General features: G+C 67.2%; 8 protein-coding genes. 4 read left to right on the top strand and 4 right to left on the bottom strand.

Features of this window, described 5'->3' with window-relative positions; all coding sequences use genetic code 11:
- Positions 1 to 159: 159 nt before the first annotated feature.
- The 4 genes from PPSIR1_RS39725 to PPSIR1_RS39710 form a co-directional block, all read right to left on the bottom strand.
- A complete protein-coding gene (locus PPSIR1_RS39725) occupies positions 160 to 2,136 on the bottom strand; it encodes a hypothetical protein (RefSeq protein WP_006976975.1) in 1,977 nt (658 codons plus the stop codon).
- A 14-nt stretch (positions 2,137 to 2,150) separates the two neighbouring features.
- A complete protein-coding gene (locus PPSIR1_RS51000) occupies positions 2,151 to 2,906 on the bottom strand; it encodes an outer membrane lipoprotein-sorting protein (protein WP_006976974.1) in 756 nt (251 codons plus the stop codon).
- Between the two features lie 245 nt (positions 2,907 to 3,151).
- Positions 3,152 to 5,932 (bottom strand): efflux RND transporter permease subunit, encoded by a 2,781-nt coding sequence (locus PPSIR1_RS39715; RefSeq protein WP_006976973.1) that lies wholly within the window; start codon positions 5,930 to 5,932, stop codon positions 3,152 to 3,154.
- Positions 5,933 to 6,029: 97 nt separating this feature from the next.
- A complete protein-coding gene (locus tag PPSIR1_RS39710; protein ID WP_045117676.1) occupies positions 6,030 to 6,938 on the bottom strand; it encodes a branched-chain amino acid transaminase in 909 nt (302 codons plus the stop codon).
- Positions 6,939 to 7,272: 334 nt separating this feature from the next.
- Between PPSIR1_RS39710 and PPSIR1_RS50995 the strand changes: the two genes are divergently transcribed.
- The 4 genes from PPSIR1_RS50995 to PPSIR1_RS39690 form a co-directional block, all read left to right on the top strand.
- Positions 7,273 to 8,685, top strand: a complete 1,413-nt coding sequence (locus tag PPSIR1_RS50995; RefSeq protein WP_006976971.1) for a choice-of-anchor L domain-containing protein — start codon at positions 7,273 to 7,275, stop codon at positions 8,683 to 8,685.
- A gap of 224 nt (positions 8,686 to 8,909) precedes the next feature.
- On the top strand, positions 8,910 to 10,337 hold the full coding sequence (locus PPSIR1_RS50990) for a choice-of-anchor L domain-containing protein (RefSeq protein WP_269744754.1): 1,428 nt from the start codon (positions 8,910 to 8,912) through the stop codon (positions 10,335 to 10,337).
- Between the two features lie 281 nt (positions 10,338 to 10,618).
- Positions 10,619 to 11,995, top strand: a complete 1,377-nt coding sequence (locus tag PPSIR1_RS50985; protein ID WP_006976969.1) for a choice-of-anchor L domain-containing protein — start codon at positions 10,619 to 10,621, stop codon at positions 11,993 to 11,995.
- A 51-nt stretch (positions 11,996 to 12,046) separates the two neighbouring features.
- Positions 12,047 to 12,249: aminotransferase class III-fold pyridoxal phosphate-dependent enzyme (locus tag PPSIR1_RS39690; RefSeq protein ID WP_006976968.1), on the top strand; the 203-nt coding region annotated here is incomplete at its 3' end.

Genomic DNA, 12,249 nt, shown 5'->3' with positions numbered 1-12,249 from the left:
CGCCAAACAACGCTTCCTCACCCCCGCCAAACAAACGCCCCTCAGGGGGCGACCACATGCCCCCTAGAAGGCACGAACGAGTTTGAGGACAAGCCCAAGCGGAGGAGCGGATAGCGACGAAGCGTCCCCGGTCCTCAGCGCCTGCGGGGGCATAGAAGGCTAAAACGCGCCGGCGACCTTGAAGAAGGCGATCGACGAGCCCGTGGCCGTCTGCCCGAACTTCGTCGTGTTCTTGCCGATCGCCGCGAACCCGCCGAGCTCGAGGGTCACGTAGCCCCACGGCGGCACCATGATGATGTTCGGGGCGATCACCGTGCTCGGGTCGACGCCGCGCTGGCTGGGCAGCTCGGTGATGGCGAACACGCGGAAGATGAGGTGGCGGCCAAAGAAGATCAGGTCGCTGCCGGCGAGGATGTAGTTGCCGATGTTGCCCGCGCCGAAGTCGTCGATCATGCCGCGCAGGTACTGGGCCTGGACGTAGACGTGCTTGCCGATGGTGTAGTCGGTGCCGACGGTGGCCTTGACGAAGGGCTGCTTCTTGACGATGGCGCCGGTGAATTCGGTCACCGGGTTGGCCACGCCGTCGTCGGGGGTGATGTCGAGGGGCACGGGCATCTCGACGTGGAAGTCGTAGTCCTGGACCGGGAAGATCAGCGCGCCCTCGGCCCACAGGCCCAGGTCGTCGAGGAAGGGGACCTGCGCGGCGAAGTCGAGGCCGGCGACGTGCATCCGCGGGTAGACCAGGGTCACGTCCGAGGCGAACCAGTAGCCGTCGACGGGGTCGTCGGTCAGCGGCGCGAGGCTCTCGGACTGGGTCTCGAGGGGGATGGGGATGTCGTGGAAGCCGTAGTAGTAGGACGCGCTGAAGTCGACGGGGCCCAGGCGCGAGCCGATCTTGAACGCGGCCTGGCCGTTCATGATGTTGACCGGCGGCTGCTCGACCTGGGTGCTGACCCGGGGGTTGAACTGGGCGTTCGCGGTGATGAAGCCCTGCAGGAAGGTCAGCTTGTCGCGGTCGGACTGCTCGGCGAAGTAGACCGGGGTCTGCGGGTCGCCGAGGGCCTGGGAGGCCGAGGGCGGCAGCAGGGCCGGGTAGAACAGGGGCACGTAGACGCCCTGGAACCACAATTTGTCCTGCAGCGGGGAGAAGTCGACGACGACCATCTGGTTGGCGATCGGCTCGGTGAAGATCGGCCGGTCCTCGAGGTCGTCGGGGTTGATGTTGTTGGTCGGGTTGAACTTGTCGGCCGTGCCCCACACGACGATCTGCCGGCCGATCTTGATGTCGAGGTTGGGCAGGGCGTCGTAGATGCCGACGTAGGCCGCGTCGGACTCGACGTGGAAGGGCGTGAGCAGCTGGCGCGAGGCCAGGTCGTCGAGGCCGCTGACCTGCGACACGCCCAGGAACACGGGCTCGACGTCGCCGACGATGCGGATGTGCTCGTTGGGCTCGTAGGAGAACGAGAACTCGAGGCGGTTCTCGTTGCGGCTGACCGTGCCGCGGGGGATGGCGTTGCCGACCTTGAAGGCCGAGGGCGGGGCGACGCTGTCGGCCAAGGTCGGCTGCTCGGGGTTCCAGCGCGAGCCCTGGTAGAGGTTGTCGATGTCGACGTAGACGCTGCTGACGATGCGCGCGCGGAAGTCGAGCTTGCCGCCGAACAGGCCCGAGCCCGTGGCCGGACCGGCCGTGGGCGCGACCTCTTCGATGTCGGGGATCTCGGACAGGTCCTCCTCCGAGCCGAAGATGTCGCTCATGTCGAGGTCTTCGGCCGGGGCGATGTCGGTGCCGCCGACGATGGTCTCGGTGCTCTCGCCGCCCTCGACGACCTCCTCGGGGCCCTCGCCCTGCTCGCCCGGGGCCGCGGCCTCGCCCCCCCCGTCGTCCTCGCCTCCGCCTCCGCCGAAGAAGGCGTCCATCATCGCGGCGTCGGCCTCCTCGTCAGAATCGGGATCGCCCGCGGGGTCCTCGGCCGCGGGCGCGTCCCCGTCCGCCGGCGCGTCGGAAACGGACGACGCGCCCGAGTCACTGGGACTGGACGCGTCGGGAGCTCCCTGCTCTACCGAGTCAGCCGGCGAGTCGGCCGGCGGCTGCCCGAGGATCAGGAAGAGGGAGAGGAGCGAGTCGGCAGGGGTCACGTCGTGCAGGAGGGTTAGCGCAGCAGCGTGCGCTTGGAGAACAGGGCATCCTCGACGCCCTGGTTGACCTTGACGTCGGACAGCGTGATCACCGTCTCGGCCCCGGTCTTGAGGTTCTTCATGCTGATCTTGGTGGGCATGCGGTGGCCCTCGACCTTCGCCCAGCCCTTGCGGGTCTGCTCGCGGACGGCCGAGCCCGAGCCGTCGTAGTAGGTCAGCTTGGTCACGCCGCCCTTGGTCTTGTCGATGACGATGACGACCTTGGAGTAGCTGCTGGGGTACTCGGCCTTGGGCGTCAGCGTCAGCGTGGTCTCGTTGCCCGAGGTCCCGTCGATGCTCGCGTCGAAGTGCTTGCCGAGGCTGGCGTTGGCCATGTCCTCGGTGGTGAACTCGCTGCCGAACATGCCCTGGCTCTGGGCGTGCGCGGCGACCTTGCGGACCTTGCCGAACTCGGGGCTGTACATCCACATGTTGTCCCCGGACATCAGCACCTTCATGCCGGCGACGTCACCGGGGGCCGTGAAGTTGATGTACTGCTTGTCGAGGCCCTTCATGACCATGTCGAACTTCAGCGTCTTGCGCTTGCTGCCGTTCTTGTAGATGTCCATGGTCGCGACGTAGCTGGTGTCGGCGAACACGGACGCGTCCTTGTCGAGCTTCTTGAGCACGGCGGCTCCGTCGGCGGCATGGGCCACGGCGGGAGGCGTGACGATGGCCAGGGCGACGGGGGCACAGACGAGGAAGGCGGACAGGACGGTCGAGGGCTTCATGGGAACTCCGGGTCTAGCTCGTGTCGGATGACCGACGCTACGGCGGGGGGCCGAGGCTGGTCACGCGGGCCTTGGACGCCGACCGATACTGCCTATTCTCTATTTTTCCGCCCGATTTTCAGCCTCTGGACGGTGTTCGAGCCCGTAGCGGTGATCGGGATCACAGCACCATGAGCGAGCCCGCGCGGCCTCGCTCCAGGCCAGGGTGAATCGCCTTCAGCGCGCACCTTGGTGCGCAGCTTTGGTCACGAGTCGGCTTTGGCCTTGGAGCCGTCTGGATCGCCGCCAGAGCTCGGCTTTGAGCCGGCGTCCTTGGGGTCGCGGAGCAACATGGGTGTGAACCACACTGCACCCAAAGCGGCGCCGATCAGGCCGATCGACAAGCCCATGCCGAACTGCTGCAAGGGCGGCATCTCGGAGAACAGCAGCACCGAGAAGGCCAGCGCGAGCTGGACCGCGCTGATCACGACGACCGCGCCGAGCTCCTTGACCGCGCGCTGACCCGCGCCGCGCTCGTACTGCCGCGCCCGAAAGCCGAGGTGGATCGCAAAGTCGACCCCCGCCCCCAGCGCGATGCAGGTGATCATCGAGGTGCCCACGCTGATCGGGTGACCGAGCAGGGCGATGATCCCCGCCGAGAACGCGAGGGTCCACAGCGCCGGGATCAGGGCGAAGAGCGAGCGGGCGATGAGCAGGACCACGGACAGGGCGAGGATCGAGACGATCGTCGACTGCCACAGCGAGGTGGTCACGGACTCGGCGAAGGCCTGGCCGATGACCGGCTGACCCGTGAGCCGCACGCGGACGTCGAACTCGCGGACCTCCGCGTCGCCCACGTCGACGCTCGCGGCCACGCGCCACTCCTCGTCCTTGAGCTCGCCGAGGCGGGGCAGCAGCTCCTCGCAGCGCTCCTCGATGCCCAAGGTGGCGCACCAGCCCTCGACCTCGTACTTGCCCTTCTCCTCGTCGATCCACTGGCCGAGGTGCTTGGCCGCCGGGGCGATGCCCTCGGGGTCCTCGGCCACGGCCGTGGGCAGCTTGTCGCGCATGTACTGCTCGAGCTTCTCGCCGCGCAGGCTCAGCAGGTCGTCGACGGTCATCGCCGTCATCTCGGCGTCGGGGATGTCGACGGCGAAGATGCCCTCGTCGGGATCGTCGAGCTCGTCGCGCAGCGCGGTGACCTTGGCGACCAGGGCCTTGGGCGCCTTGGTCTTGCCGCTGCGCAGGGCGGCGACGTCGACCTCCGTCTCGGCCAGGCGGGCCAGGGCCGCGCCGACCTTGGCGTCGCGGACCTCGGCCACGGCCGGCGCCGAGGTGCTGGCCACGCGCATGCGATCGCCCTCGGGGGCGTTGCGCTCGACGACCTCGCGGATCGCCGCGGTCACCTCGACCTGCCTGGCCCCGTCCATGGGCGCGAGCTTGATGTGCAGCAGGGCCCCGTCGGCCTCCTCGGTCATCAGCTGGGCCATGGCCGGGTGGCCGATGAGGTAGGTCAGCACCCGGCGGGTCCGCGGCGTCGTCTCGGGCACGCCCCGGCGGCCGCCGAGGGCCGCGTTGAGCACCTGCACCGGCTCGAACACCGAGCGCACGTCGGCGACGCCCTCGATGGCCAGGAGCTCCTCGGACATGTCGCGGATCATCCGCTGGACCTCGGCCTCGCCCAGATCGCCCTCGACGGTGACCTGCAAAAAGGCCGAACCTCCGAAATTGTCATCAAAAAAGGTGTTGGCGACGCGGACCTCGCTGTCCTCATCGAACACGTTGGCGGTGTCCGGGTCGGCGCTCATGCCCCGGGCCAGGAACAGGCTGACCGCGGCGATGAGCACCAAGACCCAGCCCGGGGGCTGCCCCGGCATGGGCAGGGGCCGCTCGGGCCGGTGCTCGAGCAGGCCGTCGGGCAGCACCGCGAGCAGGGCCGGGAGCACCAGCAGGGCCATGACCAGCAGCAAGAGCATGGAGCTGCCCGCGACCACGCCAAAGCGCTGCATCGGCACCTGGGGCATGACGACCAGGGCGAAGAAGGCCACGGCGGTCGTCGCCCCGGACATCAGCACGGGCTTCCACAGCTCGCGCACGGTCTTCGAGGCCCGCTCTTGGCTGGTGCCCTCGTGGCGCTGGTAGCCCGCGAGCATGTGCACGCCGAAGGCCCCGCCGAGGGCGACCATCATGACCGGCGTCGAGGAGCTGACGATGGTCAGGGCCTCCTCGAAGCGGCCGTGGGCGCCCATGATCAGCGCGACGCCCAGGCCCGTGACCAGCAGGTTCAAGAACGCGGCGGAGATCGAGCCGAGCAGCAGCGCCGAGGCGATCGCCAGCACGCCGATGACGATGGGCGAGAGCCGCTCGATGTCCGTGCGGCTCGAGCTCGACGCCGCCATCTCGACGTAGGGCGCGCCCGCGAAGTAGGCCTCGCCGTCCCAGTCGGACTCGACCAGGGCGCGCAGATCGTCCAGGGTCTGGCGCCGCGCGGCGAAGGCCTCGGGCCCGTCGCCGTCCCGGGGCAGCAAGAACACCAGCAGCGCCGCGGCCTCGCCGTCTTCGGAGACCAGGTTGCCGACGGCGTCGCGGCTGCCGAGCACCTGCTCGCGGATCGCGTCCGGGTCGGTCAGCGACGTGGGCACGAGGGCGTCGACGATCAGTCCGTCGTCGGTGACCACCGGGTTGGGCAAGTCGGCGAACGAGAGCGCCGTCTTGACCCCGCCGAGCTCCTTGGTCTTGATCGCCAGGTCGCGGACCTGGGCCACGCGCTGGGGCGTCAGCAGGTCCTCACCCTTGGCCGAGAGCCCGACCAGCGCGACCTCCATCATCCCGAAGCGATCGGCGACCTCGTGGAAGTTGACGACCTCCGGGTGATCCGGCGGCAAGAAGGCGAGGACGTCGTCGTCGTTTTGGATCTGCGTGACCCCGGGGATCAGCCAGACACACAGTGCCAGGAAGGCCAACAAGATCCCCCACCGCGCCTTGACGATGGGGTGCAGGGACGAGTCGCTGGCCGAGCCGCCAGCTTGGAGCTTGGGATCACCCACCTAGAGATCTCCTGGGAGTTTGGAGCGCGCGTCAACTGCTGAGCGACGGCTGGTCCACAAAAGGTGCTCCAGCCCACACCCAGCAGGGGGTTCGAATTCAGACCCAGACCGGAGTCAGCCAGTCCATGCGCGCCTCGACGCGCCCATGGACCACGTCCTGGAAGTGAGCCGACATGCGCTCCGTGATCGGGCCAATGCCGCCATCGCCGAGGACGCGCTTGTCGACGGAGCGGACTGGGGTGACCTGCGCCCCGGTCCCGCACAGGAACATCTCATCGGCGACGTAGAGCTCCGTACGCCCGATCGGGCGCTCCACGAAGGCGTAGCCGAGGTCCTCCGTGGCCATGGTGATGAGCGAGCGCCGGGTGATGCCGTCGAGGTTGTCCTCGGTGCTCGGGGGCGAGATCAGCGTGCCGTCGCGGACCAGGAAGATGTGCTCGGCGCTGCCCTCCGAGACCATCCCGCCCTCGGTCAGGAAGATGGCCTCGTCGTAGCCGTTGTCGTAGGCCTCTCGCCGCGCCAGGGCGCTGTTGAGGTAGCCTCCCGTGGGTTTGGTGCGGGACGGGATGGCGTTGTCCGGGGTCCGCCGCCACGACGAGACGCACACGTCGATGGCGTCCTTGTCGATGTAGCGCTTGAGCGGCATGCACCAGATGATCGTGCTCGAGTCCTCCTCGCGGAGCACCGGGGCCAGCAGGTTCGAGCCCGAGATGACCATGGGCCGAACGTAGATGTCGTGGCGAATCTCGTTGCGGCGCAGGAGCTCGAGGACGGCGCTGTAGACGGCGTCCCGGCCCTCGGTCAGGCGCAGGCACAGGACCTTGGCGGACCGCTCGAGGCGACGGACGTGATCGTCGAGGCGGAACACGTACAGCTGTTCACCCGCATCATCCATGTAGCCGCGAATTCCACCAAAACATCCAAGACCGTAGTTCAGGGCGCGACAACGAACGCTAATCGTGGCGTTCTCGTCTGGCAAAAACTCTCCATCGACGTAGGTCAGCATGAGCGGGCGGAGCATAAGGCATGTACCGCGCCACGACCCCCCAGGGCCGCCATGGGGCCGATTGGGCCCAGAACTGGACGCCCAGACGTTCCGCGCACAGGGCTTCGCAGTGGCTCCAGGCCAGCACGGCCGGCGCGCCCGCCCACCGGATCGAATCCAGGTGCCACGGGGCAGAAACGCCAGTGTCTTTCTTCGTTGTTTACTCCAGCCACCTCACGCTAAAAACGACACCGTGCAGCCCATCGGGGGGACGCGTTGCGGATGCACGCTCAGCAAAATTTTCACGCCCCTAGCAGAGGACAACTGACTGATGATGAAGAAATTCCAAACTGTCTTGACCGCGAGTCTGGCTCTCTCCCTCGCTGGCGCCATCGGCTGTGCCGACGACACCACCGACGGTGACTCCGGCAACGACGACGTCGGCGAGAGCTCCGACACCGTCGGCGAGGAGGACACCACCGAGGACACCACGACCAACGGTGAAGAGCAGGGCGAGACCATGGGCGAGACGACCATGGACGACACCACCGACATGGGCGAGACCATGGACGACACCACCGACATGGGTGAGACGACCATGGACGACACCACCGATATGGGTGAGACGACCATGGACGACACCACCGACATGGGCGAGACCATGGATGACACCACCGACATGGGTGAGACGGCCATGGACACCACGGACATGGGCGAGACCATGGGCGAGGAAGAGACCACCGAGACGACCGACAACCCCAACGGTTGTCAGGCGCCCTCGATGTACCTCGACTGCGACGACTACCAGACCAACGACGCCTTCCAGGCCATCGGCGTCAACTGTGGCGCCGACCCGAGCAGCACCGTCGTGGCCAACAGCGCGGTGATGAACTCGAACAACGCCAACGCCTGGCGCGTGGCGACCGGCTTCGGTTCGGCCCCTGGCGACAACTACGGCAACCTGCTGTGGGCCGCCAACGACGACGACTGGCAGCCCCCGGACGACGGCGACCCCAACACGCCCCTGCCCGATCCCATCCCCGCCAACACCTCGAGCACCATCCTCATCCTGAGCACCGGCGTCGTCGCGCAGCCCAACGGCCAGGGCGTCGTCGTCGAGGGCAACGCCTCGCAGGGCGGCAACGGCGACAACCAAAACGAGGACAACGGCGGCCTCCCGGCGCCGCTCTCGGCTCAGTACGGCTCCAACATGGGCGCCGGCGGCACGCCCTTCATGGACTGCGACCTGGTCAACGACTGCTCCGACAGCCTCTACGACCACTGGTACACCAACGGCTGGAACAACCCCAACGACAAGTTGTGGATGACCATGGAGCTCACCGTCCCGGTCGAGACCGAGGGCTACATCTTCGACTTCGCCTACTTCTCGTCGGAGTTCCCCACGTACTACAACACGCAGTACAACGACCTGTTCATCGCCTGGTCGACCTCCGAGAGCTACACCGGCAACATCACCTTCGTGAACGACGCCCCGCTGACCATCACCTCCCTCGAGGACGCGGGCGCCTTCCAGTACAAGGCCAACGACCCCGAGCTCGCGGGCACCGGCTTCGAGGGTGACGCGGGCACCGGCTGGTTCGTCGCGCGCGGCTCGGCCATCCCCGAGGAGACCTTCCAGCTCACCTTCTTCATCGCGGACATGGCCGACAGCGTCCTCGCCACCGGCGTGCTGCTCGACAACTTCCGCTGGGAGTGCGCCGGCTGCATCCCCAGCGAGGTCAACTCCTGCGGCATCCAGCCCCAGTGAGCCTCGGCTGACCGACCCCCACCGCGGAGACGGTCAGACCCAACGAAAGGAGCGTGGCGAGAGCCTCGCTCCTTTCGTTTTTGCTCATCTGCTGGCCATCTCCACTCGCCGCGGTTTTTCCAGCGAGATTGCGCGCGCGAGCCCGGGGATCCCTCACGTCGGCGCGCGCGTTCCACGGCGACCTAGCGCCCCCATCGCCGTGATCGATCGGCATGCTTGGAGCGATGAAGCGACAGCTACTGATTGGGTTCACGACTTGCTTGACGGCGATGGCCTTCGCCTGCGCCGATGACACCAGCGACGGTGGCACCGCCGACGACGACGTCGGCGAGAGCTCCGACACCGTCGGTGAAGAGACCACCAACGGCGAGGACACCACGACCAACGGTGAAGAGCAGGGCGAGACCATGGGCGAGACGACCATGGACGACACCACCGACATGGGTGAGACGACCATGGACGACACCACCGACATGGGTGAGACGACCATGGACGACACCACCGACATGGGTGAGACGACCATGGACGACACCACCGACATGGGTGAGACCGCCATGGACACCACGGACATGGGCGAGACCATGGACGACACCACCGACATGGGCATGGAGGAGGAGACCACCACCACCACGACCAACCAAAACCCCGACTGTGAGGCCCCGGCGCAGTACGTCGACTGCGACGACTTCCAGACCAACGACGCCTTCCAGGCGCTGGGCATCAACTGTGGCGACGACGCCTCGAGCACCGTCATCGCCTCCAACACCACGATGAACTCGAACAACTCCGCCGCCTGGCGCGTGGCGACCGGCTTCGGCTCGGCCCCGGGCAGCAACTTCGGCAACCTGCTGTGGGCCGCCAACGACGACGCCTGGCAGCCCCCGGACGACGGCGACCCCAACACGCCCCTGCCCGATCCCATCCCCGCCAACACCTCGAGCACGATCTTGATCGTCAGCTCCGGCGTCGTCGCGGCCCCCAACGCTCAGGGCGTGGTGGTCGAGGGCAACGGCTCGCAGGGCGGCAACGGCAACAACAACAACGAGGACAACGGCGGCCTCCCGGCTCCGCTCTCGGCCCAGTACGGCTCCAACATGGGCAACGGCGGCACGCCCTTCATGGACTGCGACCTGGTCAACGACTGCTCCGACAGCCTCTACGATCACTGGTTCACCAACGGCTGGAACAACCCCAACGACAAGTTGTGGATGACCATGGATCTCGAGGTGCCCGCGGGTACCGAGGGCTACATCTTCGACTTCGCCTACTTCTCCTCGGAGTTCCCCGCCTACTACAACACCCAGTTCAACGACCTGTTCATCGCCTGGTCGACCTCCGAGAGCTACACCGGCAACATCACCTTCGTGAACGACGCCCCGCTGACCATCACCTCCCTCGAGGACGCTGGCGCCTTCGCGTACAAGGACAACGCCCCCGAACTCGCGGGCACCGGCTTCGAGGGCAACGCCGGCACCGGCTGGTTCGTCGCCCGCGGCTCGGCCGTGCCCGAGGAGACCTTCCAGCTCACCTTCTTCATCGCCGACATGGCCGACAGCATCCTGGCCACCGGCGCCCTGCTCGACAACTTCCGCTGGGAGTGCACCGGCTGCATCCCCAGCGAGGTCAACTCCTGCGGCATCCAGCCCCAGTAGTCGATCAGCCCAACACCTCGTGCCGCGAGGTGTAGCCGAGGCGGATGAGCTCCCTGCTCATCCGCCTTTCTCGTTGCCACGCCCCCCAATCGTTGGTGCTTCGTCGGCGCTTCGCCGATCCCCGTTCGTCGTTCTACGCGCGTTCTGCGGAGCGTAGCGTGCTCTTCTCGCCGACTCACGAGACACGAGCTGCCATGCTCGGCTTCGAGCATGGCAGAGTGTTCGGCATGCAGCGGAAACTTCTTTTGATCGGGTTCTCGACTTGCCTCGCGGGTACCGCGATGGCCTGCGCGGACGACACGAACGACGCAGGCGGCAACGACGAGATCGGCAACGAGAGCTCGGACACCATCGGCAACGAGGACACCACCGAGTCCACCACCAACGGTGAAGAGCAGGGCGAGACCATGGGCGAGACGACCATGGGCGAGACGACCATGGGCGAGGAGACCATGGGCGAGGAGACCATGGGTGAGACGACCATGGGCGAGACGACCATGGGCGAGGAGACCATGGGCGAGGAGACCATGGGCGAGACCCAGGGCGAAGAGACCATGGGCGAGGAGACCATGGGCGAGACCCAGGGCGAAGAGACCATGGGCGAGACCATGGGCGAAGAAGACACGACGACCTCGACCACTGGCCAAAACAACGGCTGTGAGGCGCCCGCGCAGTACGTCGACTGCGACGACTTCCAGACCAACGACGCCTTCGAGGCCATCGGCGTCAACTGTGGCGCCGACCCGACGAGCACCGTCGTGGCCAACAACGTCACGATGAACTCGAACAACACCAACGCCTGGCGCGTGGCGACCGGCTTCGGCTCGGCCCCGGGCGACAACTTCGGCAACCTGCTGTGGGCCGCCAACGACGACGCCTGGCAGCCCCCGGACGACGGCGACCCCAACACGCCCCTGCCCGACCCCATCCCCGCCAACACCTCGAGCACCATCCTCATCCTGAGCACCGGCGTCGTCGCCCAGCCCAACGGCCAGGGCGTCGTCGTCGAGCAAAACGGCTCGCAGGGCGGCAACGGCGACAACCAAAACGAGGACAACGGCGGCCTCCCGGCGCCGCTCTCGGCTCAGTACGGCTCCAACATGGGCGCCGGCGGCACGCCCTTCATGGACTGCGACCTGGTCAACGACTGCTCCGACAGCCTCTACAACCACTGGGTCGTCAACGGCTGGAACAACCCCAACGACAAGTTGTGGATGACCATGAACCTCACCGTGCCCGTGGGCACCGAGGGCTACATCTTCGACTTCGCCTACTTCTCCTCGGAATTCCCGTCCTGGTACAACACCCAGTACAACGACCTGTTCATCGCCTGGTCGACCTCCGAGAGCTACACCGGCAACATCACCTTCGTGAACGACGCCCCGCTGACCATCACCTCCCTCGAGGACGCGGGCGCCTTCCAGTACAAGGACAACGCCCCCGAGCTCGCGGGCACCGGCTTCGAGGGCAACGCCGGCACCGGCTGGTTCGTCGCGCGTGGCTCGGCCGTGCCCGAGGAGACCTTCGAGCTGACCTTCTTCATCGCCGACATGGCCGACAGCGTCCTGGCCACCGGCGTGCTGCTGGACAACTTCCGCTGGGAGTGCACCGGCTGCATCCCCAGCGAGGTCAACTCCTGCGGCATCCAGCCTCAGTGAGCAGGGTCGACGCGCGCGCCTGATCGGGCGCGCGCGCTCGACACGGCGAGGGTGTTCTACAGCGACTGCGGCTCGGCCTCCATCGAGGTCGCGCTCAAGCTCAGCTACCAGCGCCGCGTGCTGTGCGGGCAGACGGACGGGCGCTCGGGCAAGCGGCGCTTCGCGGCCCTGCGCAACAGCTACCACGGCGAGACCCTCGGCGCGCTGGCGGTGTGCGGCAGCCCGGCGTGGCGCGAGCCCTTCGGCTCCCTGCT

It is taken from the genome of Plesiocystis pacifica SIR-1 (assembly GCF_000170895.1).
GTDB lineage: Bacteria > Myxococcota_A > Polyangia > Nannocystales > Nannocystaceae > Plesiocystis > Plesiocystis pacifica.
The sequence above is the reverse complement of the archived record's forward strand: the minus strand, read 5'-3'. Positions and strand labels throughout refer to the sequence as shown.